Origin of the sequence: Serratia sp. BIGb0234 (genome assembly GCF_024809915.1) — a bacterium.
GTDB classification, from domain to species: domain Bacteria; phylum Pseudomonadota; class Gammaproteobacteria; order Enterobacterales; family Enterobacteriaceae; genus Serratia; species Serratia liquefaciens.
On record NZ_JANUEI010000004.1, the window covers coordinates 59,421 to 84,694 of the forward strand.

Below are 25,274 nucleotides of genomic sequence, written 5' to 3' on the forward strand. Positions count from 1 at the left end.
ACAAAAGTCCGAAACAGTTCGCATTCATGTGATGAATATGTAACTAAAATTTACAGTATCCCTATCAACGGCTGCAAAAGCGCCGAAACGGGGCATCTTCGTCGGCGTTGGCTTCACCCTATGTCAAATTCATGCCATCATTATTGCCAATTCAGGCATAGACTTACTTAAAACGCCCTCTGGCCAGGGTAAGCGGCCTAACTCAGGAATGAAGCAATCATTTAATGACTAAGCGATTGAAAGTATTCATAGGGATTGTGGTCAGTACGGCGATCTTGCTGCTGGTGCTGTGGCAAACTCTGCCGCGCTGGTTGCCGCGTGTGATCTCTCACTGGCTGCCACAGGGCAGCCAGTTGGTTTTGCAAGGCAAACCGCATTGGCGTCAGGGGGCATTGCAGCTGGATGGCGCGCGTTTTCTGGCACAAGAATGTTTGCTTGCCGCCGTCGGACCGACCCGATTGACCTATCAGCAGGGGCGGTGGGAGCTCATCAGCGATAAGCTGAATGTCGATACTGCCTGCTTATCAAAATTACCCGCCGCTGACGCCAGCAGTGCACCACTGGCGCTGGACCAATTGCAAAAACAACTGCCGCTGCTGGACGTTACCATCAAGGATTTCGCGGTGGTGCCGTGGCAGTACTACGCCGGTAAATTACAGATACATTCCTCTGCAGAGGGCCAGCGCCTGCAATATCAGGGGCCGAATATTCAGCTCGATGCGCTGTTGGATCCGCAGCAGCAATTGACGCTCAACGGCCTGACGATCACTGCGCCAGACAGCCCACAACCGCTGCACCTGACCGGCAAAATAGCCATTCCGCTCGATTTGGACAGTATTCCGGCACAAGGGGCGCTGCAGGGCGAAATGCAGACCGGCTATCTGGACAAACCCTTACTGTTGGACATGCGCTGGCAACAGCAGCAGGGCGTGCTGACGCTGACGGAAAAGGGTGAAAACAAACCCCTGGCGACGCTACCCTGGGAGATCAACGCCCAACAGGTCAGCATTAAACAGGGCGAATGGCGCTGGCCATACAGCCAGCAACCGCTAAACGGCGGGGTGAACATTGCGCTGCACGACTGGAGTAAAGGTTTTGATGAGACGCAGATCAGCGCCCGTTTGAATGTCATCACCGACGGCCATAACGGCAAAGGCAACGCGGTATTAACGCTGGGGCCGGGTAAAGTCGGCCTGACCGACAGCGATCTACGTTTCCAACTGACCGGCCAGGCGAATCTGTCCGACTTTTCAATGACTGCCTCGATCCCCGGTATTGTCAGCGGCACCATCCTCAACCCGACGCTGGTCTTGCAGTCCGGTTCACTGCTGCGACTGTGGGGCAACGCCACGCCGGAAATGAAATTGGAAGAGGCGCGTTTGCCGTTGGCCGGGGTGAAAGTGACTGCAGCCGGCATCACCGGTCGGTTGCAGGCCATTATTAATGCCAGCGACAGCTACTGGGGGCGTTTTAAACTGCATCTGGACGGCAAGGCGCAAGATTTTTGGCCGGACCATGGCAACTGGCAATGGCGCTACTGGGGCAACGGACAATTACCGCCGTTGCAGGCTGCCTGGGACGTTGCCGGCAGCGGCAGTTGGCAGGACAGCACGCTGATCCTCGATCGGCTTTCCACTGGTTTTGATCGTTTGAAGTACAGCATGGTAACGGTGGATGCGCCACGCCTTAGCCTCAGCCAGCCGCTGCGTTGGCAGCGGGACGAGAAAAACCCGGCGTTCAATGGCGAACTGCAACTGGTTTCAGGCAAGGTCAGCTTTACTAACGGTGGTTACCTGCCGGCACCGGTGTTGGCGCTTCAGATGAAGGGCACAACGCCGGATAATTTCCAGCTGCAGGGCAAACTGCAGGCGGAACAGATTGGCCCTATATCGCTACGTGGCCGCTGGGACGGTGAGCGTTTACGCGGAGAGGGCTGGTGGCCGAAGCAGTCGCTGAAGGTGTTCCAACCGCTCATCTCGCCGGATCTCAATATCAAACTGCGCGACGGTGAATTCTATGCGCAATCGGCCTTCTCTGCCGCACGGGTGCAGGGTTTTGAGGCCGGTGGCCATTGGGTGGTGAAGCAGGGCGGCATGTGGCTGAAAGACGGCGAGATGAGCGGGCTGGATTTCGTCATGTCCTACCGCCTGAAAAATCACATTTGGCAACTCGGCGCCAAGCAACCGATGATGCTGCGCATCAAGTCTTTCCGCAACCTGTTCGAAATGCAGAATATTACCGCCGATCTTCAGGGCGCTTATCCTTACAGCGAGCAGGCACCGCTGACGCTGAGCAACGTCGGTATGGACGCGTTGAACGGCCACATCAGCCTGTCTGCGCTGCGCATGCCGCAGCATGACGCCGCCGTATTGAAGCTGGATAAGGTGGATCTCAGTGCCTTGTTTACCGCGTTGAAGCCAAAACAGTTTGCCATGTCAGGACGGGTAGACGGTGAATTGCCGCTGTTCCTGAATCATCCTAAATGGCTGGTGCGCAACGGTTGGATTGCCAACGCTGGCATGTTGACGCTGCGCCTGGACAAGGACATGGCCGATGCCATCGGCAGTAATAATATGGCGACCGGCGCCGCGATAGATTGGCTGCGCTATATGGAGATTAACCGCTCCAAGGCCAGAGTCGATCTCGACAACCTCGGTGAACTGACGCTGAAGGCGCGCATTGACGGGGTTAACCCGCAAAAAAGCGCTAAAAGAGAGGTTATCCTGAACTATAGCCATCAGGAAAACGTGTTTCAGCTTTGGCGCAGCCTGCGCTTTGGCGACAATTTACAGGAGTGGCTGGAACAGGCCCTCACCAAACCTGGGGAACAACCATGAAAATCATCAGCGGGCCATTACTGGCCGCCGTGCTCGGCACCTCAATGCTGAGCGGCTGCGTGCCACGCATCGAGGTCGCCACGCCTAAAGATCCGATCACCATCAATATGAACGTCAAGATTGAACATGAAATTCACATCAAAGTGGATAAAGACGTCGAGAATCTGCTGAAAGACAAAAGCGGTCTGTTCTAGGAGCCAACATGAAAAAACGTTATTTAGGCTTGATTGGCGCCGCCTGGCTGTTCAGCAGCATGGCAATGGCATTGACGCTGGATGAGGCCAAGCAACAGGGGCGCGTCGGTGAAACGCTCAACGGCTATATTGCGCCGGTGAAGCAGGACGCGGAAACGCTGTCGCTGGTGAAAAATATCAATGCCGGTCGCACCGAGAAATACCAACAGGTGGCGGACAGCAATCATATCGCCATCGACGATGTGGCGCGCATGGCCGGGCAAAAACTGGTCGCACGTGCCCCCGTGGGGGAATACGTACGCGGCATAAACGGCCAATGGTTGAAGAAATAAAAAAAAGCGCGCCCTGAGGCGCGCAATAGCGATATAACATTGGATTTTTATGAGGGTAGAGCGGGTTTGACAGGATTTGGCTTGTTCTGTTGAAGCTTTGCAGGGGCATCACACCCCTGCAACGGGCATCAGGCGGCAACAACCTGTGCCAGCGTGGCTTTGGCATCGGCCTGTGCTTTGGTGGCAACATCCGGCCCGTAGGCGATACCTTCAGCGAACACAAACTCGACGTCGGTGATACCGATAAAGCCCAGGAACAGACGCAGGTAAGGTTCGACCAGGTCAGTCGGGGTGCCTTTGTGAATGCCACCGCGGCTGGTCAGAATGATGGCACGCTTACCTTTCACCAGGCCTTCCGGACCGTTTTCGGTGTAGCGGAAGGTGACGCCGGCACGAGCAATCAGGTCGAAATAGTTCTTCAACTGGGTCGGAATGTTGAAGTTATACATCGGGGCCGCCATAACGATGGTGTCATTGGCTTGCAGTTCGGCGATCAGCTCGTCGGACAACGCCAGGGCTTCGGTTTGACGCGGGGTCAGCGGCGTGTCGGAAGGACGCAGGGCGCCAACCAGTTCACCGTCCAGTACCGGGATTGGCTGTGCAGCCAGGTCACGCACGGTGATGGTGTCGTTGCCATGAGCCTTTGCCCACTGCTCAACGAAGAAATCTGCCAGTTGGTTAGACTGCGAGTAGCCCGCCAGGATGCTTGATTTAAGAACCAATACTTTGCTCATCGGTAATTCCTTACGTTATGACAGTGACATCAGGACAACGCGTCCTTTGCATGCAGTACACTCTATTCACATTTTTTCAGCAGTGATAGCGCAATATTTCGAGACCTTTGTTCGATTTTATTGAATAAGCTGCCGGGACATAAGCGGCGGGATTATGGGGAAAAAGGGGCTTATGTTATTCTGCGCACTTAAAGCTGAAAACTCGCTAACCCATTACCAAACCGCTGCTAAAGCTTGATATAGCAGCGATGAAACAAGGAATACCGAACGTGAAATCTCCGCTCGCGGCACTGTCTGCCCAACTGGGCGAGCTGATGCTCCGTGACCAACAACGTCTGCAACGTCGGCTGCAGGGCGCACGAAAAATCAAAAATCCCGATGCTCAGTCGGCCGTCGCCGCCGAGCTGGAAAGTGACATAACGGCAGCGTTGCAAAAAGTGCAGTCGCGCGCCGCATCCTGTCCGAAAGTCACCTACCCGGAAAACCTGCCGGTCAGTCAGAAAAAACAGGATATTCTGCAGGCCATCCGCGACCATCAGGTGGTGATTGTTGCCGGTGAAACCGGTTCGGGGAAAACCACCCAGTTGCCGAAGATCTGTCTGGAGCTGGGGCGCGGGGTAAAAGGGCTGATCGGCCATACCCAACCTCGACGCCTGGCGGCGCGTACCGTAGCCAACCGCATTGCCGACGAGCTGGAAACGCCGTTGGGCGGCAGCGTCGGTTATAAGGTGCGCTTTAACGATCAGGTCGGCGAAAACACCCTGGTCAAGCTGATGACCGACGGGATCCTGTTGGCGGAAATCCAGCAGGACCGGCTGCTGATGCAGTACGACACGTTGATTATCGATGAAGCGCACGAACGCAGCCTGAACATTGATTTCATCCTGGGTTACCTGCGTGAACTGCTGCCAAAGCGCCCGGATCTCAAAGTCATCATCACTTCGGCGACTATCGATCCGCAGCGTTTTTCGCGCCATTTCAATAACGCGCCGATTATCGAAGTCTCTGGTCGTACTTATCCGGTCGAGGTGCGTTATCGTCCGGTAGTGGACGATGCCGACGATACCGACCGCGATCAACTGCAGGCGATTTTCGATGCGGTAGATGAGCTGGGCCGCGAAGGGCCGGGGGATATCCTGATCTTCATGAGCGGCGAGCGCGAAATTCGCGACACCGCCGACGCCCTGAACCGTCTTAATTTGCCGCATACCGAGGTCCTGCCGCTGTATGCCCGTTTGTCGAACAGCGAACAGAACCGGGTATTCCAGTCGCATCACGGGCGGCGCATCGTGCTGGCGACCAACGTGGCGGAAACCTCACTGACCGTGCCCGGCATCAAGTACGTGATTGATCCCGGTACCGCGCGTATCAGTCGTTACAGTTTCCGCACCAAGGTGCAGCGCCTGCCGATCGAGCCGGTTTCGCAGGCTTCCGCCAATCAGCGCAAGGGCCGCTGCGGGCGCGTCTCCGACGGTATTTGCATTCGTCTGTACTCGGAACAGGACTTCCTGTCGCGTCCGGAGTTTACCGATCCGGAGATCCTGCGCACCAACCTGGCGTCGGTTATCTTGCAGATGACGTCGCTTGGGTTAGGGGATATCGCCGCTTTCCCGTTCGTTGAGGCGCCGGACAAGCGCAATATTCTCGATGGCGTGCGCCTGCTCGAAGAGCTGGGCGCGATTAAAACGGCGGACAATGGCCACTACCAGCTCACGCCTCAGGGGCGTCAATTGGCGCAATTGCCGATCGACCCGCGCTTAGCGCGCATGGTGCTGGAGGCGCAGAAAAGCGGCAGCGTGCGTGAAGTGATGATCATCACCGCTGCGCTGTCGATACAGGATCCGCGCGAACGGCCAATGGACAAACAGCAGGCCTCGGACGAGAAACACCGACGCTTTGCCGACAAAGATTCGGATTTCCTGGCTTACGTCAACCTGTGGGACTGGCTGAAAGAGCAGCAGAAAGAGCACTCATCCAGTCAGTTCCGTCGGCTGTGCCGCAATGATTTCCTTAACTATTTGCGGGTGCGTGAATGGCAGGATATTTATACCCAACTGCGACAGGTGGTGAAAGAGCTGGGGCTGCCGGTCAACAGCGAACCTTCCGATTACCGCAGCGTACACACCGCGTTATTGACCGGTTTGCTATCGCATATCGGCCAGAAAGATGCTGATAAGCAAGAGTACACGGGCGCTCGCAACGCAAGATTTTCTATCTTCCCAGGTTCAGGTCTGTTCAAGAAGCCGCCGAAATGGACCATGGTGGCCGAACTGGTTGAGACCAGCCGCCTGTGGGGGCGTATCGCCGCACGTATCGAACCGGAGTGGATTGAGCCGTTAGCCCAGCACCTGGTGAAGCACAGCTACAGCGAACCCCATTGGTCGAAATCCCAGGGTGCGGTGATGGCCACCGAAAAAGTGACGCTGTTCGGGTTGCCCATCGTCGCTGCGCGACAGGTTAATTACAGCACCATAGATCCGCTGCTGTGCCGGGAACTGTTTATCCGCCATGCGCTGGTGGAAGGCGACTGGCAGACGCGCCATGCATTCTTCAGTGCCAACCTGAAGCTGCGTGCGGAAGTGGAGGAGCTGGAGCATAAGTCGCGCCGTCGTGACATTTTGGTTGATGATGAAACCCTGTTCAGTTTCTACGATCAGCGCATCCCTGGCGAGGTGATCTCCGGGCGTCATTTTGACAACTGGTGGAAAAACGCCGCAAAACAGAACGCGGATCTGCTCAGCTTTGAAAAAGAGATGCTGATCAAGGACGGTGCCAATAAGGTCAGTGCGCTGGACTATCCGAATACCTGGCATCAGGGCAACCTTAAGCTGCGCCTGACCTATCAGTTTGAGCCAGGTACCGACGCCGACGGCGTGACGGTGCATATTCCTCTGCCGATCCTTAATCAGGTTGAGGATCAGGGTTTTGAGTGGCAAATTCCAGGCATTCGCCGTGAATTGGTGATTGCTCTGATCAAGTCGCTGCCCAAACCGGTTCGTCGCAACTTTGTACCGGCACCGAACTATGCCGAGGCTTTTCTGGGACGGGTCACCGCGCTGGAATTGCCGCTGTTGGATGCGCTGGAGCGCGAGCTGCGTCGTATGACTGGTGTGACGGTGTCACGAGATGACTGGCAGTGGGAACAGGTGCCCGATCACCTTAAAATGACTTTCCGGGTGGTGGGGGAAAAACACAAAACCCTGCTGGAAGGCAAAAACCTGACCGAGCTGAAGCTGCAACTGAAAGACAAGGTGCAGGAAACCCTGTCTGCGGTGGCAGACGATGGGCTGGAGCAAAGCAATCTGCATATCTGGAGCTTCGGCAAACTGCCGGAGTTTTATGAGCAGAAACGCGGTGGCTATTCGATGAAGGCGTATCCGGCGCTGGTGGATGAAAAAGACAGCGTGGCGATCCGTTTGTTCGACAGCGAGCAGGAACAGCAACAGGCGATGTGGCAGGGAACGCGCCGCCTGCTGTTGCTGAACATTCCATCGCCCATCAAGTATCTGCATGAAAAACTGCCTAACAAAGCCAAGCTGGGGCTGTACTTTAACCCTTATGGCAGGGTGCTGGATTTGATTGACGACTGCATCTCGTGCGGCATCGATAAGCTGATTGCCGAGCACGGCGGGCCGGTTTGGCAGGAAGAGGATTTTGCCCGCCTGCAGGAAAAAGTGCGCGCCGAGCTGAATGAAACGGTGGTAGGTGTAGCCAAACAGGTCGAGCAGATCCTGACGGCGGTATTCAACATCAATAAACGGCTGAAAGGCCGGGTGGACATCTCCCTGGCGCTGGCGCTGTCGGATATCAAAAACCAGCTCGGCGGCCTGGTTTATCGCGGTTTTGTGACCAACAACGGCTGGAAGCGCCTGTCGGATACGTTGCGCTATCTGCAGGCAATTGAGCGCCGTCTGGAGAAGCTGGCGACCGATCCGCATCGCGATCGAGCGCAGATGCTGCGGGTGGAACAGGTGCAACAGGTCTGGCAACAGTGGCTGAACAAACTGCCGCCGAAGCGACAGCAGGATGAAGAGGTGAAAGAGGTGCGTTGGATGATCGAAGAACTGCGCGTCAGTCTGTTCGCTCAGCAACTCGGCACGCCTTACCCGATCTCTGACAAGCGTATCTTGCAGACTATCGAACAGCTTTCGGGCTGAGCAACGCGAACAGGCAGCCTGTGCAGACCAGGCACAGGCTGCACACCAGCAGCGTTGCGGGCAGGTTTTGCCCAGGGTCAGCACCGTGGCACAGCATTTGGGCTTTTCCAGCGACAGCGCTTTTATCGCGTTCTTCCGGCAGTTCACCGGCACCACGCCCAAGGGCTTTATGGCGGGAAACGTCTCAAGGGAAACCGGCGCAGAAGCCCACGCCGGCTTATAACGCTTATTTCCCCGCGGCCAGTGCGTCCAGCGCATCGCGGATACCGGTCACCGCCAGTGCGCGGTTATCGGCACGGTAACGATCTTTGGCTGCCGGTGCGGAGCTTTGAATGGCGATGAGCTTCCAGCCAGCGGCGGTTTTCAGCAATAACGGCGAGCCGCTGTCGCCGGGCAGGGTATCGCATTGATGCGACAGTACGCCTTGTTGCGCCCAACCCGTCACTTTACAGTTTTGGTGACTGTAGAGATCGTCGAGGTGATCTCCCGGATACCCGGCCTGGGTAATCAGCCGTTTGGCCTGTTTCAGCGCCTGAGTCAGAGCCTTGCTGTCGCCTTGCCACAGCGGCAACGGCTTAATCGGCAGCGGCTTTTTATCCTTTAGGCGGATCAGGGCAAAGTCATACGCCGCGGCTGCTGGCGGTACGATCCAGCCGTCGCCGTCGGCCTTGAGCTTTTTGCCCAGCTTGCGGTCAACCAGCGTCTCGATATTGTCGGTCTGGTATTGCCAACTCTTGTTGCCGGCCACAAAGCGCAGTGCGATCGCCTTGTCCAATTGGCCCGGCGGTGCCAGCACGCAGTGCCCGGCGGTGAGTGCCAGATGAGGAGAGATCAGCGTGGCGGTGCACAAATTACCGCTGGCGGTTTCTACCTGGCCAATCGCCTGCCACGGCCAGCCGTCGGTTTCGGTGACCTTGATGCGTTCATCTTTGCCAAAAAACAGGCGTGTTTGCTCAGCGATCGATGCATCGGAAGGGCTGTCGGCCCTTGCTGAGAGGGAAAGTGCGAGCGGGAATGAGCACAGCAACAGCAAAACGGTTATGCGCATAGGTTTCTTGCCTGGAAATGACGGGTCATCCATAAACACACTGAATGGTAACTATAGACTGATTTAGTCGCAGTGTGGATGGGCAGTGATTGATTTTTCAATAATTTCTTATCCCGAGGGGCTGAGCGGCTACAGATAAAAAAAGGCGGCAATGAGCCCGCAAAGGATCAGGCTGGCCAAAATGATTTCAAATAGGTAGCGACGCAGCATGATGAGAACCCCCGATGAAAAAACACCCGGCGAACCGGGTGTTGGACAACTCAAGCCTGGACTGGTGAGGGGAGCCTCACTTCAGATTGCGATTATGCCGCTGGCGTGCTGGTGGCTTTTTTGTGGCTGGCTTTTTTGTGGTGTTTCTTGGCGGCCTGGGCTTTCTGAGCCGGCGCTTTTTTGGCAGTAGCTTTGTGGTGCTTTTTAGCCGCCTGCGCTTTTTGTACTGGCGCTTTCTTCGCGTGATGTTTCTTCACGTGAGTGGTTTTAGCCGGAGCTGCGGTGGTGGTAGTCGCTGTCGCAGCAGGGGTTGCCGTGGTGGTGGCAGCGTCAGCAGCGAAGGCAACAGAAGACAGACCCATTGCAGCGGCAACAACCAGAGCTAATACTTTTTTCATTGTAGATTCCTCAAATGACTCATCATGTATCGAGCCCACTGCGGGGCCGGTGTAAAGATAGTAGGCAAACGCCAGAATGCTTTCCGTGAGTGATTGGTTTCGGCGTGTAACCTAATGTACGAACCCACAGAAAAGGGAGATGAAAGCGCCGGCGAGCGATAATCGCAGTTAGAGCGGATGCCCAACAGGCACTTAATTTTTCCATTTTAGTTACAACATACATATAGAGAGTTACCGACCCACTCTCTGCGGCCAAGGTGTCGTAGGAGGGGGAAGTGCACTATGGAATCATGCTGGCAAAGCAGGGGAAAATGCCCAGGCACGGGACATTGTGCCTGGGGACAGGATTACAGGTAGCGGTTTTCCAAATGCTTGCGGAAATAGGCCGGGTTAAGCGCTTCGCCGGTCGCGTTAGCGATCAACGTATCGGTAGGGAAGCGGCTGCCGTGGCGCCAGATATTCTGTTTCAGCCAGTGGAACAGCGGAGTCAGGTTGCCTTCGGCAATGTCGCTGCTCAACGATGGCATTGCTTCACGTGCGCTGTGGAACAGTTGCGCGGCATACATGGCGCCCAGAGTGTAAGTCGGGAAGTAACCGAAGGCACCGTCAGTCCAGTGAATGTCCTGCATGCAGCCATTACGGTAGTTGCCGACGGTATCCAGGCCGAGGTAACCCTTCATTTTCTCATTCCACAGTGCCGGAATGTCCTCCACCTCGATCTCGCCTTCAACCAGGGCTTTCTCGATCTCATAACGCAAGATTACGTGCGCCGGGTAGCTCACTTCGTCAGCATCTACGCGGATCAGGCCGGGTTTTACACGCTGATTCAGACGGATAAAGTTAGCTTCTTCCAGCGCCGGCTGCTCGCCAAATTGCTGGGTCACCAACGGGCGCAGGATCTTCAGGAAGTCGCTGCCGCGCGCCAACTGCATTTCAAACAGCAGGCTTTGCGATTCGTGGATGGCCGTTGAGCGCGCCTGAGCTACAGGTTGGCCCAGCCAGTCACGCGGCAGGTTTTGCTCGTAACGGGCATGACCGGTTTCATGCACGATACCGAGCAGTGCCGTCAGGAATTCTTTATCGTTATAGCGAGTGGTGATGCGCACGTCTTCAGGTACGCCACCGCAGAATGGGTGTGCACTGACGTCCACGCGGCCGCCATCAAAGTTAAAACCGAGCAGTTTCATTACGCTCAAACTCAGTTGACGCTGGGTCTCCACATTGAACGGCCCTTGTGGGATCAGGCAAGGTTCCTGAGCCTGTTTGGTCACCACTTTCTGCAGCAGGTCAGGCAACCAGGTTTTCAGATCGCCAAAAATGCGGTCGATATCGCTGCTGCGCATGCCCGGTTCATACAGATTCAGCAGCGCATCGTAGCGGCTGGTGCCTGCTGCTTCGGCCCGGATCTGCGCTTCCTGTCGGCTAAGCTTGACTACTTCACGCAGGTTCTCCGCGAAACCTTCCCAGTCGTTGGCTGGACGCTGAGCGCGCCAGGCATGTTCACAACGCGCGCCGGCCAGCGACTTGGCTTCGACCAGCGACTCCGGCACCAGCACCGCATTGTCATATTGGCGACGCATTTCCAGCAGGTTGGCGCGATCAATGTCATCCAGGGTTTCCTGCTGTGCACGTTCAAACAGGCGGCCGGTTTTTTCTGCGGTCAAAATTTGGTGTTGCAGTACGCTCAGTTCAGCCAGCGCTTCCGAACGTGCTTTGCTGCCGCCCGGTGGCATCATGGTTTGCATGTCCCAACCGGCAATAGCGGAAAGGTGGCCGAAGCGCGACAGGCGGGTGAACAGGGCGCGCAGCTCGTCGTATGAGGATGGGGTATGTGCAGATGTCATCGTTTAGCTCCATATTATTTTAATCCGGATCACTCTTTCGCGTAGTCATGCTGTGCGTGAACAGGGTTACACCGGGTCTGCTTTTAAATCGAAAGTGGGCTTTATTGGCCAACAGAAACGGAAGCTGGCACCGCCGAGCGAACTGGCGTCAACATAAACCTGGCCCTGATAGGCCACGGCAATCGAATGCACAATGGCCAGGCCAAGGCCGCAACCGCCGGTGGCACGATCGCGGCTCGGATCGAGGCGGACAAAGGGTTCGAATACCCGTTCACGCTCTTCCGGCGGAATGCCGGGTCCATCGTCTTCTACCTGTAAGCAGGCATTGTCGCCGTCAAACCACAGGCCGATACGCAGGCGCTGTTCGGAGTAACGCAATGCGTTGTTTACCAGGTTATCCAGCACCCGCTCCATCAGACGCAAATCAACGCCGCCAAAATCGCCGACGTGGGGGATATCCAGTTGAATTTCTCGTTCCGGATGGATAAGCCGCAGGTCATCCGCCTTGTCTTCCAACCATTTGGGCAAGTCGAGCGGCTCTATATTGAGCGCCACCTGGGGACGATCCAACCGCGCGTAGGTAAGCAGTTCATCGATAAGTGACTCTAACTGGCCGATATCGCGATTCAATGCCTGTTGCTCGCTATCGGACAGATTATCGCTCATCGCCAGCCGATAACGCAGCCGTACCAGTGGCGTACGCAGCTCGTGGGCGATGCCGTCGATGAGCTGCTTCTTGCTGGCGATCAGCGTATTGACGTTATCCGCCATCTGGTTAAAGGCCACCCCAAGCCGGTTCAGACTGGAGGTAGGATCGAAATGGGTACGTTCATCCAGGTGCCCGGCCCCCAGGCGCTGTGCCGCATTTTCCAACTTCAGCAAATCCTGCCAGTGCGGGCGCATCCACAGAAACACCGGCAGCGCCAGCGACATGCCGATAAACACCAGCAGCGCCAAATCCAGCAGCCGCATTTGATGCAGATAGAACAGATAAGGGATCGGACCCACCACCAACACATAGTGGCTACGGGGAATGCGCTGCATAAAGGTGTATTGATCGTCGAGCGCGATAATTTCGCCAAGGCGCAGGCGTTTCTTCAGGTCTTCACTCAGATCCTGTTTACCCAGCGGTTCAATGTGCAGCTTAAACGACAGGTTCAAATCCAGCGTGGCGATGGTCTTGTTCCAGTCTTTCAGCGGGATTTCCCGCAGTTCGCTGCGCATCAGGTACAGCGAACTTTTCATCAGGTCGTCCATCGACTGGCGGCCGGCGCGTTCAGCGGTGACTTTGTACACCAGGCCAACCAGCATCGCCATCACCAGGAAGCAAACGAAAAGCAGCAGGAAAAACTGCACAAAGAGCTTTCTCATTGCTGCACGAACTCCCAGGCGTTCGGGGCGAACAGGTAACCTTTATTGCGCACGGTTTTGACGCGAAAAGGCTCCAGTGCGTTGTCGTACAATTTGCGACGCAGGCGGGAAATCGCGACGTCGATACTGCGGTCCAGGCCGTCATAGCTCACGCCGCGCAGGTTTTGCAGCAGGGCTTCGCGATCCATGATTTGACCGGCATGGGTGGCCAGCTCCCACAGCAGATCGAAATCCGAGGTGGAAAGGGTGATGATCTCTTCGCCCAGCGTCACCTGGCGGTTGACCGGGTCGATGCATAACAAGCCAAAGTGCAAGGCGTTGTGCTGGGTGATCGGCTGGGTCGATTCTTCCTTTGGCTGATGGCCATGCTGACGCAGATGCAGGCGTAGGCGCGCCAACAACACCGCCGGGGGCGTGGTTTTCAGGATGTAATCGTTGGCACCCATTTCCAGCGAAAGGATATGGTTCATGTCGCTGTCCAGCGAGGTCAGCAGCACGATCGGGCCTGCGAAGGTCGGACGCAGGTCGCGGCATAAAGTCATACCGTCCTTACCGGGCAACATAATGTCCAGCAGCACCAGATCCGGTTGCTCCAGCTCGATGCGAGCCTGTGCGCTGTCACCACGCGGCTCGATCAGAACCTCAATATCGTGCTTGCCCAGATAGGCGGCAATCAGTTTGCCGACTTCCGGATCGTCTTCAACAAAAACAATTTTATGCATATTCAGCGGTTTTATCAGAATAACGAAATTCAGCATAGCGCGGGGCACCGCGATAAGCCATGCAGATCATGCGCTAGCGCAGGGGTCTTCCGCCATCCACGCCATGGGTTCGGCCGGTGACGTAACGACTGTCCAGCAAGTAGTTCACCAGGTTGACCACTTCACTTTCGCCGGGGGCGATTTTCATCAGCGATTTTGCCAACGCCTGCTGACGATAATGCTCGTCGTCGCCCGGGTTAAAGATAATCAGCGCAGGCGCGATGGCGTTGACCTTGACTTCCGGTGCCAGCTTGCGGGCAAACGAGCGGGTCATATTGTCCAGGGCGGCTTTACTGGCGGCATAGGCAATGTGTTTGTCGCTGCCTTTTTCCACCACATAATCTGTCAGGTGAATGATATCAGCCCCGGCTTGACCCTGGCCCAGCAGGCAGGGTTCCAGCAGCTGATTCAGCAGGTAGGGGGTATAAACGTGAATTTGCAGCATCGCCGCCATCACCTGCTCCGGCGGCACCTCTGGGGATTCGGCCTGCCAGGCGCTGGCGTTGTGGATCACCGCGCGCAGTTTTGGGGCTGTTTGGCGCACCTGTTCGGCAAAACTGTAAATGCCCTCATGGGTGGAAAAATCCCCTTGAATACAGGTAGCGCCCAGTCTTTTCAGCTCGCTCAGCGCCGGATAAGTGCTGCGATAGGCAATGATCACCGGGATATCGCGCTGTAAGAATGACCTGGCCAGGGCCAGCCCAATCCGACGTGCGCCGCCGGTGATCAGGACCGGCGCAGAGTTGTGAAGTTCCATTGATTAAAGCTCCTGGACAGACTGGCAAACAATAGGGGAATTATGCCATTATACGGCGGAAATTCGTTAAAGCTTCGCATCGATTATCCATTTCAGGATGTAATACACTGGCAATGAGAGGAAGGGATGAACAGTAGTCACCTTGCACCCGTCGCCCGCAGTGAGAAAATCTGTTTTGATTACATGGATTTTCTGTCCGCATCGTGCAAGAAGCACTGGCGCTTTGTAGATGCAATCTATGGTGTGATGCCGTTTTTTGGCATGGTATTGAAATCGCAGGCTTCCGCATCACAAACGCGGAAAGAGCAGTTGAAGGCGTTGGCGCTGCAGGTGGTTTCCACCCAGGTCAGCGACGAAACTAACATTGTGCGTCTGATCGATCTGGCGCAGCAGCAGGGGCTGGCAGTGTTCGACATTAAACTACCGTATGCGCTCGATAAGCAGCAGTTGGCAGCCATCCAACAAGAGTGCGTTGAGGGAGTGATTATCTCTCAGGTGGGTGAACGCATGAGCATCAGCCTGGGCCTGTCCCAATCTAACTGACCGGGTGTTTCCACCCGGCCGTTTTTCACTACTGCAACATAAACCAGCCGGCCGGTACCGTGGCCACCAGCAACAGAAAAATACTGCCTTTCTCCAGCTGATTCAGCAATTTGACATCACCATGTCCGCGCCTTGCATAGATAAACACCAACAGCCCTGGCGCATACAGCAGCACCGACATCAGCAGATGCATCAAGCCTGACGCATAGAGCAGCCAAATGCCATACAGGCAAGCGCCCGTCGCGGCAAACATCAGCCGCTTGTCCTGACGACGGATCGCCACCTTAAACAGGAAGGCGCCGACCAGGAAATAGGGCACCAGGATCATTTCCGAAGCGATAGTCAGCAGCGAGTTGTAGTTGCTGCCGGTCAGCCAGATCAGCACCAGAGCGAACTGTACCGCGAGGTTGGTCAGCCACAGCGAAGCCGAAGGCGCGTGGTTCTTGTTCTGCTTGCTGAATATTTTCGGAAACGCGCCGTGTTGCGCCGCCAGCAGCGGCACTTCGGCAGCCATAATCGTCCAGCTCAGGTAAGCGCCGCAGACCGAGACGATCAGTCCGGCGGCGATAATCACATCACCCCATGGCCCAATAAGATCGACCATCAACACTGCCATTGACGGATTGCGCATCTCAGCCAATTCGCTGCGCGGTACCACGCCCAATGAGAGCAGCGTTACCAGTAGATAAACCGCCAGTGCGGAAACCACGGCCAGCATAGTGGCGCGGCCCACATCTTTTTTATGGCGTGCACGGGCCGAAACCACCACTGCGCCTTCCACGCCGATAAACACCCACAGGGTGATCAGCATGGTATTTTTAACCTGTTCCCACACCGGTTTGCCAAGCGCGACGCCGTGGAAATCCAGCGTGAATACGTCCATTTTGAAGGCAACCGCCGCCAAGACGGCAAACATCCCTAGCGGCAACAGTTTGGCCAGGGTGGCGACCAAATTAATGCTGGCCGCGGTTTGCACGCCGCGCAGTACCAGCGCATGCACAATCCACAGGAGCAGCGACTCAGCCAGCAGCGCCTGCCAGGTATTGCCGTCACCTAAAATGACCTCGCCACCGCGATCGGTGAACAAACTTAGCGCGGCAAACACGATCACCAGGTAAGAAACATTGGCGATAACGGCGCACAGCCAATACCCCCAGGCGGAGCAGAAACCCACCAGTTCGCCGAAGCCTTCTTTCGCATAGGTGAAAATACCGCCGTCCAGATCGGGCCTCAGGCGGGTGAGCAACAGCATGGCAAAAGCCAGAAACAGGATGCCGACACCGGTAATCGCCCAACCCAATAGCAGGGCGGCCGGACTGGCGACTTGCGCCATGTTTTGCGGCAGGCTGAAAACCCCAGCGCCCAGCATTGAGCTGAGCACCAATGCGGTTAACGCGGTAAGACCTAGTTTCTTTTCCAATGACGGATCCTGAACACAGAATAAACAACTGGGAGGGAACTGCTCGGCAGTAACAACGTAATGGTAATTACTGAACAAATAGACAATAGCCCTAAAAATTCGCGCAAATTCTACGGATGGATCTCTGCGGATGCAATGATTGAATATGCGATTTTTGCAAAAAATTATTCAACTGGCGGGCGACAGGCGGGGCAAAAAAAACGGGCAGCTCAATGGCTGCCCGATGGTAAACCGCAAAGTGAAACTTATTTGAACAGATCAGCGCTGACGGTCAGGTTGCCGCCGCTCTTGTTCTGCCACTGACGGGTTACGTGATAGTACTTGGCGCCTTTCTCAGCCGCGCGTTTCGCCACTTCGGTAGAAACGTCGGTCATGCTGTTGAAGTGGCCGGTAAAGGTCACTGAGTCAAACGGCACCATCTGCGCGGCGGTCACGTTGTTTACTTCTTGAATCTTGGTGCCGTTAGGCAACGTGACAGTATAACGCTTACCGGTTGAAGACTGGGTTTCGAAGAAACGGCCTACGTCACGGCTTGGTGAGCCTGAAGAGGCTACGCCAGGGATTTCCACATTGGCAGCAGCAGCGCCACCGGCAGCCAGAGCGGCCTTACCTGCTTCAGAGTCGGCCGGGATGGCATCCGGGTTCTGAACGGTACGTTTAGGTGCATCGGCTTTATAGATGTAGGCGGTAATGAACTGGTTGCCGCCCTGGTTGGCATCAACCTGACGTACGATAAAGAAGGAGGCTGCGCCTTTCTTTTTCGCTTCTTTGGTGATGGCATCGTTGATGTCCGGCTGGCTGCGGTAGAAACCGCTGACGCTTACGGTATCGTAAGGCTCCAGCAGGAAGGCTTGTTCTTTCGGCAGCTCGGTAACGCCGTTAATCACGCGGTATTTCGGTTCTTTGCTCACTTCCGGCGCATCTTTGTGGTAAAGATCGGCGGTGACGCGCCAGTTGCCGCCATTGTTGCTGTTGTTGCTGTCCTGGATGTAGAAGGCGTCTGCACCCAGTTTGTCTGCACGGCGGGAAATGGCATCAGCAGCTTCATTGATGGCATTAAAGCGGCCGGTAATCGTGATGCGATCAAACGGCTTCAGCGCCGCTGCTTTTTCAGGAGTTAACTCTTGCGCCGCATGAGCGGACAGCGCAGTGAGTGATAACAAGGCTGACGCGATGATCGTGTTCTTCAGCTTCATAAAAAATCCTTTCGCCTAGCGCATTAACGTTTATAACGTGCTGAACTGTTTAGGTGTAATTCAGCCGCCGATTATTACATGTAATCTCGAGCAGTGTCTCAGCATTTTATGTCATCTCATGAGACAAATTCCCGGAAGAATGATGTCCGTCATTCTGCGCAGCATCACCATAAGTTTCAATAATAAAGCCTTTGATGTCATAAGTGTTAATTATTCACAATTTTATAACTTTTATGCGTACCAGCCGCGTCGCGCCAGATATCCGCGCACCGGGTGCTATCGCAATCTGGCCGCTAAAGCGCCATTCCAACGGGCTTTTTAACTTTAAATTGCGATTTGTCATGTCGTTAGCTGGGTTTTTATGTAAAAACAGACCTGAATGCGTAAGCAATTATGGATCATCGATCATATTTTCAGTAGGTTATAGATGGTGCCTTAATTCGATGCCGACAAGCGTAAGCAAAGGCCTGTCAGCCGGCGCCATCGCTATGGGCAGGACGATAATAAACATCATCAAAGACAGGTGAGAAGGGAACATTATGCGTATTGGTGTACCAAGAGAACGGTTGGCCAATGAAGCCCGGGTCGCAGCAACGCCGAAAACGGTGGAACAACTGCTGAAGCTGGGCTTTACCGTCGCGATTGAAAGCGGGGCGGGTAAACTGGCAAGTTTTGACGATGGCGCGTATCAAGCCGCTGGGGCTGAGATCGCCGACACTGCCGATGTCTGGCAGTCGGATCTGATTTTGAAAGTTAACGCGCCGCTTGAGGACGAGATCGCGTTAATGCGTGAGGGCAGCACCCTGGTCAGCTTTATCTGGCCGGCGCAAAACCCTGAACTGATTGCGAAGCTGGCCGAACGCAACGTCACCGCGATGGCAATGGACTCGGTGCCGCGCATCTCACGCGCACAGTCTATGGACGCACTGAGTTCTATGGCGAATATCGCCGGCTACCGGGCAATTGTTGAAGCCGCGCATGAGTTTGGCCGTTTCTTTACCGGTCAGATCACCGCTGCGGGCAAGGTTCCACCGGCCAAGGTGATGATCATCGGTGCCGGCGTCGCCGGGTTGGCGGCCATCGGTGCTGCCGGCAGCCTGGGAGCCATTGTTCGCGCCTTCGACACTCGCCCTGAAGTCAAAGAGCAGGTGCAGAGCATGGGCGCGGAATTCCTCGAGTTGGATTTCGAGGAAGAAGCGGGCAGCGGCGACGGCTACGCCAAAGTGATGTCCGAAGCCTTTATCAAAGCAGAGATGGCGCTGTTCGCTGCTCAGGCGGCGGAGGTTGACATTATCGTCACCACGGCGCTGATCCCGGGCAAACCGGCACCGAAGCTGATTACCAAAGAAATGGTGGCTTCGATGAAACCGGGCAGCGTGATCGTCGATCTGGCTGCACAAAACGGGGGTAACTGCGAGCTAACCGTGGCCGACCGCGTGACCGTTACCGATAACGGCGTGAAAATCATTGGCTATACCGATCTGCCAAGCCGTTTGCCGACCCAATCCTCGCAGCTTTACGGTACCAACCTGGTTAACCTGCTGAAGCTGCTGTCGAAAGAGAAAAATGGCGAAATTGACGTCGACTTCGAAGACACCGTGATCCGCGGCGTGACCGTGGTGCGCAGTGGCGAAGTCACCTGGCCGGCACCGCCAATCCAGGTTTCTGCCCAGCCGAAACAGGCGCAGGCGGCGGCCCCGGTCGCCAAGCCGGAGGCAAAACCGGTATCACCTTGGCTGAAATATGGCCTGATGGCGTTGGCGATTATTCTGTTTGGCTGGTTGGCCGACGCCGCGCCGAAAGAGTTCCTGTCTCACTTTACCGTGTTTGCGCTGGCCTGCGTGGTGGGTTACTACGTGGTGTGGAACGTCAGCCATGCATTGCATACCCCGTTGATGTCGGTCACCAATGCGATCTCAGGGATTATCGTGGTCGGTGCGTTATTGCAGATTGGCCACGGCGGTTGGGTGAGTTTCCTCTCCTTCATCGCCGTGCTGATCGCCAGCATCAACATTTTTGGTGGATTCACCGTCACTCAGCGCATGCTGAAGATGTTCCGCAAGAACTAAGGGGTAGCACATGTCTGGAGGATTAGTTACAGCTGCATACATTGTTGCCGCTATTTTGTTTATCTGCAGCCTGGCGGGTTTATCGCGCCATGAAACGTCCAAGCGGGGCAATCTGTTTGGTATCGCAGGGATGGCGATTGCGCTGATCGCCACCATTCTCGGGCCGGATTCCGGCAACGTGGGCTGGATCATCATCGCGATGATTATCGGCGGTTCTATTGGGGTCTATCTGGCGAAGAAGGTCGAAATGACCGAAATGCCAGAGCTGGTGGCGGTACTGCACAGCTTTGTCGGCCTGGCGGCGGTACTGGTGGGCTTAAACAGCTATCTGGATCACGGTGCGCCGATGGAGCCGGTGATGGAAAACATCCATCTGACCGAAGTGTTCCTCGGTATCTTTATCGGTGCGGTGACATTCACAGGTTCGATTGTCGCCTTTGGTAAACTGCGCGGTATCATCTCGTCCAAACCTTTGGCGCTACCAAATCGCCACAAAATGAATTTGGCGGCCCTGGTCGTCTCCTTCCTGCTGCTGGTGGTGTTTGTTCGTGCCGACAGCGTGGGCTGGCAGGCAGTGGCATTGGTGCTGATGACCGCTATCGCGTTGGCGTTTGGCTGGCATCTGGTGGCTTCCATCGGCGGGGCAGATATGCCGGTGGTGGTGTCGATGCTCAACTCCTATTCGGGCTGGGCAGCGGCAGCGGCGGGCTTCATGCTGAGCAACGATCTGCTGATCGTGACCGGGGCACTGGTAGGCTCTTCGGGTGCCATCCTGTCTTACATTATGTGTAAGGCGATGAACCGTTCGTTTATCAGCGTAATCGCCGGCGGCTTCGGTACCGACGGTTCTTCGACCGGTAATGCGGAAGAAATGGGTGAGTATCGCGAAACGACCGCGGAAGAAGTTGCCGAGCAGTTGAAGAACTCCACTTCGGTGATCATCACCCCAGGCTATGGCATGGCGGTCGCTCAGGCGCAGTATCCGGTGGCGGAAATCACCGAGAAACTGCGCGCGCGTGGCATCAAAGTACGTTTCGGTATTCACCCGGTTGCCGGGCGTTTGCCTGGCCACATGAACGTACTGCTGGCTGAAGCCAAGGTGCCTTACGACGTGGTGTTGGAAATGGATGAAATCAACGAAGATTTCCCTGATACCGACACCGTGTTGGTGATTGGCGCTAACGATACGGTGAACCCGGCCGCGCTGGAAGATCCGCGTAGCCCGATCGCCGGCATGCCGGTACTGGAAGTGTGGAAGGCGCAGAATGTGATTGCCTTCAAGCGTTCGATGAACACCGGTTACGCCGGCGTCCAGAACCCGCTGTTCTTCAAGGAGAACACCCAGATGCTGTTTGGTGACGCCAAAGAGAGTGTGGAAGCGATTCTGCGTGCGCTACAGGCGTAACGCGCAGGCAAATAAAAACGGGCCCTTGGGCCCGTTTTTTTATGCGTCAAACATCAGTCTTCGTCGTCGTGCTCATCATCTTCGTCAACTTCGATCGGACAGTTGAAGTTTTCTGGCTTGATCACCAGCAGGTCACATTTCAGATGGTCGATCACATGTTCGGCGGTATTGCCGATAAACGCCGCCGAGATGCCGGTACGGCCTAAGGTACCCAATACCACGACGCCCGCCTGCAGGTGCTCAGCCAGGTCGGGGATTACCTCTTCCGGCAGGCCTTTTTCGACGTGGGTAAACTCTTCGTTAATGCCGAATTTCTGTCTTAACGCCTTCATGGCAATCAGATGCTGTCCGCGGATGGCATCGTTGTATACGCTGGGGTCAAAATCAGGCAGCTCGATGGCGATATTGATGGGGGTGACGGGGTAAGCGCCGACCAGATGCACTTCCGTTTGGTTGACGTTATGCGCCAACTCAACGGTCTCCTGCACCAGTTTGATGTTCAAGGGATCGTGATAGGGTTCTTCACTGGCCAGGTTAACCGCAACCACCGCTTTACTGCCTTCAGGCCAGGGCTGATCTTTGACCATCCACACCGGGCACGGGCATTTGCGTAACAGATGCCAATCGGTTGGGGTGAAAATGACGGATTCAAGACGGTCGTGTTGGTGCGCCATTTTCAGCAGCAGATCGTGCTTACCGGCGATCACTTCCTGAATAATCGCCTCATAAGGGCGGTTATGCCAGACCACTTTGATTTCAATGGGCACGCCTTCGTCGAGATAAAAACGACATTGCTCGGTGATCCAAGCGGCGCGTTGACTGATAACGCCTTGCCGCATTGCCGTTCTTTCGTCCGGCGAGAGCAGGGTCGTCATCTCGTAAGAGAAGTCATAAATAGGCAGGAAGGCCTTAATGCGCCCGCCATTGCGTTTTATCAGGTATACCGCCCGGCGCAGCGCCGGCTGGTCGTCCTGATTGGGGTCAATAGCCACCAGAAGATTCTGATACTTCGCCATAGGGCCTCCTTACAGCTGAAAATCAACAGTCTGTCAATTTACAGAGTAACCCAACATTGAAAAACAGAACAGCGGCAGAGGTGTGCTGGGTCAATAATTCTGTCGAATGATTAACCCAGCATAGGGATCAGGCGTTTACGGTGACGTTAATGCGTGGCGTGCCGGCCAGCACAGACAGGGCATCGACGTTTTCGATGGTGATGTATTTGCCTTTAACGCTGAGAATTTCGCTTTTCTGGAAGCGGCCCAGCAGGCGACTGATGGTTTCAACCGTCAGACCGAGGTAGTTGCCGATATCGCCGCGGGTCATGGTCAGGCGGAACTCGCGCGGTGAGAAACCCCGCTCCGCAAAGCGGCGCGACAGGTTGTAGACGAATGCAGCCAGACGCTCTTCGGCATTCTTTTTCGACAACAGCAGGATCATGTCCTGGTCACCTTTAATCTCGCCGCTCATCAGACGCATGATCTGTTGGCGCAGATTAGGCATTTTACCGGAAAGGTCATCCAACGTTTCGAATGGGATCTCGCATACCATCGAGGTTTCCAACGCCTGAGCAAAGCTTGGGTGCTTCAGACCGCCGATAGCATCAAAACCGACCAGATCGCCCGCCAGATGGAAGCCGGTGATTTGCTCGTCACCCTGTTCGGTAATGGTGTAACTCTTGATGGTCCCGGAGCGGATAGCGTACAGCGATTTCAGTTCATCGCCGGCCTTGAACAGGGTCTGGCCCTTCTGGATAGGCTTTTTCCTTTCGATAATGTTGTCGAGCTGGTCCAACTCGTGCGCATTAAGAGTAAAAGGAATACACAGCTGGCTGATACTGCAATCCTGACAATGGATCGCACAACCACCAGACTGGATACGACGAATCACGCGTTTTTCCGGGATCATAGATTACGCTCATTCAATAATTGATATGCGTCAATTTTAACATCTTTTCCGGCAGGTGATAAGGGTAGCATTAATAAGAACGGGGGCATTCTGTGCGAATATTAAGCAGGCTTGCAGCCGATTGTTCTGTAGCTGGCTGAAATATTTCGATTTATTTGCTAGTTACGCCAAGGGACGGTCGACGCGCTTGGTTCTCCGTATCCGCAAGAAATGCGGGGTAGCGCAGCGTATTTTTCAGTAAGCAGCATTTAACCCTGCCTTTTGAGCGCCTTTTTGCGTATCCAGACCAATATTTGTACACATTTGTTGGCGAAAACCGATCGCATTCATCCCAATCTTTGCCGCAGAGAACTCCCAGACGAGCGTTATCTTGTTATTGGGTGAGGTGACCATTGGTTGAGGAGTCAATGATGAAAAAGGTCATGTTGTTAATGCTGGCAACAGGGGCATTGATGGCGGCAAGCACGGCCTCGTTTGCACACGGCTACTATGGCCATGGCTATTACGGCCATGGCTATTATGGGCACGGTTATTATGGCCCGCGGGTAGTAATAGGTATCCCCTGGGGGCCACCGCCGGTCTATTATGCTCCGCCACCGGTGGTCTACGTGGCACCGTCACCGCCACAGAATTACATAGAAAGGGCCCCAGCCTACGCATATTACTGCCGACGTCCGGCAGGTTACTACCCGCAGGTGGCGCGTTGTCCTGACGGCTGGATGAAAGTGGTGCCAGACAGCTCGGCGTCCCGGTAAATCTGAGGCGGATCGGTGATGAAATTACTCCCTGTTTTTACTTTACTGGCTTTGGTATCAGGGCTGTGCGGTTGCGTGACGCCGCCTGCTGGACCGGAAGTGATGAGCTTGCCGGGTACCGGCAAGAGCTATGAACAATTCAACCGTGATGAGGCGTTGTGCCGCGGCTATGCACAGAACAGCGTAGGAAACGGTGCTCAGACGGCGAATGACAGCGCGGCTGGCACCGCCGCCGCCGGCACGGTGGTTGGCGCGGCAGCAGGGGCGTTGATCGGCGCGGTATCCGGAGATGCTGGACCTGGTGCGCTTATTGGTGCCGGCGGCGGATTGCTGGTGGGCAGTTCAATGGCCGGAAGTTCGGCCTCGGGCAGTAGCGCCGATTTGCAGGATCGCTACGACAGGGTTTACAGCCAGTGTATGTATGCCAAAGGCAATAAGGTACCAGTGGGTTACGGTTACACCTCTGAGGATGTACAGCCTGCATCAACTATACCGCCGGACTACGTTCCCTCGGCGCCGGATAGCGGGGTCCCGCCGGACTACGTTCCTCATTAATAAGCCACCGGATTAGCCCATAGTGAGCTGCGCTATTCCGGTGGGTTGAATTAAAGCAGATCGTTTTGCAGGTAGCCTTCGTGTTTCAACAGCCACTGTTTACGCTGAACGCCACCGGCATAGCCGGTCAATGCGCCCTGTGAGCCAATCACCCGATGGCAGGGCACTACGATGCTGATGGGGTTGGAGCCGTTGGCCATCCCCACCGCACGGGACGCCGTTGGGCGCCCAATACGCTTAGCCAGTTCACCGTAGGTGATGATCTCGCCGCACGGGATCTGGCGCAGTTGCTGCCAGACACTGCGCTGGAACTCAGTGCCGGCCGTCATGACCGGCAGATCGTTGATCACATCCAGTTCACCGGAAAAATAGCGCTGCATGGCATCGGTAAGACCACCGGGGTTAGCCTTGTCCACCAGTTGAAAACGATCGGCTCGGTAATGGGTATTCAGCAGCTTCATCAGGCGGGTTTCGTGTTCCGTCCAGTCGATAGCGCGCAAGCGGTCCTGCTCATCGGCAATCAACACCAGCTCACCCACCGGCGTCGCCATACGATCAATAAAAAAAGTCTGCATTTTGATCACTCCTCTCGTTTGATGGGCAGATTATTGCACGAAACCAGGCGGGACGATGGCGGATTCCGGACATGAAGATGGGCAACCTCAGGTTGCCCATACTGACGACTGAAAAATGAGTGGGGTACAAAGGGGCTTATTTATAAAATAAATTTATAATATATCAATAATGTTTATCACACCAAGCAGGGTTAACAATAAAATG

22 protein-coding genes are annotated in these 25,274 nt (G+C 55.4%); 10 read left to right on the top strand and 12 right to left on the bottom strand.

The window, feature by feature from the left end; genetic code table 11:
- The first annotated feature begins 224 nt into the window (after positions 1-224).
- Genes M2407_RS16530 through M2407_RS16540 form a run of 3 tightly spaced genes read left to right on the top strand, consistent with a single transcriptional unit; the run spans position 225 to position 3,363 of the window.
- On the top strand, positions 225-2,837 hold the full coding sequence (locus M2407_RS16530) for a YdbH family protein (protein WP_259218644.1): 2,613 nt from the start codon (positions 225-227) through the stop codon (positions 2,835-2,837).
- The gene (locus tag M2407_RS16535; RefSeq protein ID WP_020827070.1) at positions 2,834-3,031 is read left to right on the top strand and encodes a YnbE family lipoprotein; all 198 of its coding nucleotides are present in this window, start codon (positions 2,834-2,836) and stop codon (positions 3,029-3,031) included. The genes M2407_RS16530 and M2407_RS16535 overlap by 4 nt, the downstream gene beginning before the upstream one ends.
- 8 nt (positions 3,032-3,039) lie before the next feature.
- Positions 3,040-3,363 (top strand): YdbL family protein, encoded by a 324-nt coding sequence (locus M2407_RS16540; protein ID WP_259218645.1) that lies wholly within the window; start codon positions 3,040-3,042, stop codon positions 3,361-3,363.
- 128 nt (positions 3,364-3,491) lie between these two features.
- Here M2407_RS16540 and azoR read toward each other — a convergent pair whose 3' ends face one another.
- Positions 3,492-4,097 carry an FMN-dependent NADH-azoreductase gene (gene azoR / locus M2407_RS16545; protein WP_020827068.1) on the bottom strand — a complete coding sequence of 202 codons (606 nt, stop codon included), beginning with the start codon at positions 4,095-4,097 and terminating at the stop codon, positions 3,492-3,494.
- 269 nt (positions 4,098-4,366) lie between these two features.
- On the opposite strand from azoR, the gene hrpA reads away from it, so the two are divergent.
- Together hrpA and M2407_RS16555 are read left to right on the top strand one after the other, a co-directional pair.
- Positions 4,367-8,254, top strand: coding sequence for an ATP-dependent RNA helicase HrpA (gene hrpA / locus M2407_RS16550; RefSeq protein ID WP_259218646.1), 3,888 nt, complete (start codon positions 4,367-4,369; stop codon positions 8,252-8,254).
- Positions 8,255-8,339: 85 nt separating this feature from the next.
- Positions 8,340-8,477, top strand: a complete 138-nt coding sequence (locus M2407_RS16555; RefSeq protein ID WP_221932189.1) for a hypothetical protein — start codon at positions 8,340-8,342, stop codon at positions 8,475-8,477.
- 3 nt (positions 8,478-8,480) lie between these two features.
- Here the strand turns inward: M2407_RS16555 and M2407_RS16560 are convergent, their stop codons facing one another.
- The 6 genes from M2407_RS16560 to folM form a co-directional block, all read right to left on the bottom strand.
- The gene (locus tag M2407_RS16560) at positions 8,481-9,302 is read right to left on the bottom strand and encodes a serine protease (RefSeq protein ID WP_046373433.1); all 822 of its coding nucleotides are present in this window, start codon (positions 9,300-9,302) and stop codon (positions 8,481-8,483) included.
- A gap of 302 nt (positions 9,303-9,604) precedes the next feature.
- Positions 9,605-9,910 (bottom strand): acid resistance repetitive basic protein Asr, encoded by a 306-nt coding sequence (gene asr / locus M2407_RS16565; RefSeq protein ID WP_020827063.1) that lies wholly within the window; start codon positions 9,908-9,910, stop codon positions 9,605-9,607.
- Positions 9,911-10,257: 347 nt separating this feature from the next.
- Positions 10,258-11,754: a carboxypeptidase M32 gene (locus M2407_RS16570; protein ID WP_259218647.1), complete on the bottom strand. Its 1,497-nt coding sequence runs from the start codon at positions 11,752-11,754 to the stop codon at positions 10,258-10,260.
- A 66-nt stretch (positions 11,755-11,820) separates the two neighbouring features.
- On the bottom strand, positions 11,821-13,125 hold the full coding sequence (rstB, locus tag M2407_RS16575; RefSeq protein ID WP_020827061.1) for a two-component system sensor histidine kinase RstB: 1,305 nt from the start codon (positions 13,123-13,125) through the stop codon (positions 11,821-11,823).
- Positions 13,122-13,847 (bottom strand): two-component system response regulator RstA, encoded by a 726-nt coding sequence (rstA, locus tag M2407_RS16580; RefSeq protein WP_041415408.1) that lies wholly within the window; start codon positions 13,845-13,847, stop codon positions 13,122-13,124. Before rstA ends, rstB begins: the two co-directional genes overlap by 4 nt.
- Before the next feature lie 73 nt (positions 13,848-13,920).
- Positions 13,921-14,643 (bottom strand): dihydromonapterin reductase, encoded by a 723-nt coding sequence (gene folM / locus M2407_RS16585; protein WP_046373437.1) that lies wholly within the window; start codon positions 14,641-14,643, stop codon positions 13,921-13,923.
- A 126-nt stretch (positions 14,644-14,769) separates the two neighbouring features.
- On the opposite strand from folM, the gene M2407_RS16590 reads away from it, so the two are divergent.
- Positions 14,770-15,186, top strand: coding sequence for a hypothetical protein (locus M2407_RS16590; RefSeq protein WP_020827058.1), 417 nt, complete (start codon positions 14,770-14,772; stop codon positions 15,184-15,186).
- A gap of 28 nt (positions 15,187-15,214) precedes the next feature.
- Here M2407_RS16590 and M2407_RS16595 read toward each other — a convergent pair whose 3' ends face one another.
- Entirely contained in the window at positions 15,215-16,606 is a 1,392-nt protein-coding gene (locus M2407_RS16595; protein ID WP_128865203.1) for an amino acid permease, read from the bottom strand.
- A gap of 245 nt (positions 16,607-16,851) precedes the next feature.
- On the bottom strand, positions 16,852-17,802 hold the full coding sequence (gene ydgH, locus M2407_RS16600) for a DUF1471 family protein YdgH (protein ID WP_048758739.1): 951 nt from the start codon (positions 17,800-17,802) through the stop codon (positions 16,852-16,854).
- Positions 17,803-18,341: 539 nt separating this feature from the next.
- Between ydgH and pntA the strand changes: the two genes are divergently transcribed.
- The gene (pntA, locus tag M2407_RS16605; protein ID WP_044551475.1) at positions 18,342-19,871 is read left to right on the top strand and encodes a Re/Si-specific NAD(P)(+) transhydrogenase subunit alpha; all 1,530 of its coding nucleotides are present in this window, start codon (positions 18,342-18,344) and stop codon (positions 19,869-19,871) included.
- Positions 19,872-19,881: 10 nt separating this feature from the next.
- A complete protein-coding gene (gene pntB, locus M2407_RS16610) occupies positions 19,882-21,276 on the top strand; it encodes a Re/Si-specific NAD(P)(+) transhydrogenase subunit beta (RefSeq protein ID WP_041414583.1) in 1,395 nt (464 codons plus the stop codon).
- Positions 21,277-21,329: 53 nt separating this feature from the next.
- Here the strand turns inward: pntB and uspE are convergent, their stop codons facing one another.
- Positions 21,330-22,292, bottom strand: a complete 963-nt coding sequence (gene uspE / locus M2407_RS16615; RefSeq protein WP_020827051.1) for a universal stress protein UspE — start codon at positions 22,290-22,292, stop codon at positions 21,330-21,332.
- A gap of 127 nt (positions 22,293-22,419) precedes the next feature.
- Positions 22,420-23,184 (bottom strand): FNR family transcription factor, encoded by a 765-nt coding sequence (locus tag M2407_RS16620; protein WP_012145310.1) that lies wholly within the window; start codon positions 23,182-23,184, stop codon positions 22,420-22,422.
- A gap of 410 nt (positions 23,185-23,594) precedes the next feature.
- On the opposite strand from M2407_RS16620, the gene M2407_RS16625 reads away from it, so the two are divergent.
- Both M2407_RS16625 and M2407_RS16630 read left to right on the top strand, forming a co-directional pair.
- Positions 23,595-23,939 carry a hypothetical protein gene (locus M2407_RS16625; RefSeq protein WP_128865259.1) on the top strand — a complete coding sequence of 115 codons (345 nt, stop codon included), beginning with the start codon at positions 23,595-23,597 and terminating at the stop codon, positions 23,937-23,939.
- A gap of 18 nt (positions 23,940-23,957) precedes the next feature.
- Positions 23,958-24,494 carry a glycine zipper family protein gene (locus M2407_RS16630; RefSeq protein WP_142815141.1) on the top strand — a complete coding sequence of 179 codons (537 nt, stop codon included), beginning with the start codon at positions 23,958-23,960 and terminating at the stop codon, positions 24,492-24,494.
- Positions 24,495-24,544: 50 nt separating this feature from the next.
- On the opposite strand, the gene ogt is transcribed toward M2407_RS16630, so the two are convergent.
- Positions 24,545-25,069, bottom strand: a complete 525-nt coding sequence (gene ogt / locus M2407_RS16635) for a methylated-DNA--[protein]-cysteine S-methyltransferase (protein WP_046373441.1) — start codon at positions 25,067-25,069, stop codon at positions 24,545-24,547.
- Between the last annotated feature and the right edge of the window lie 205 nt (positions 25,070-25,274).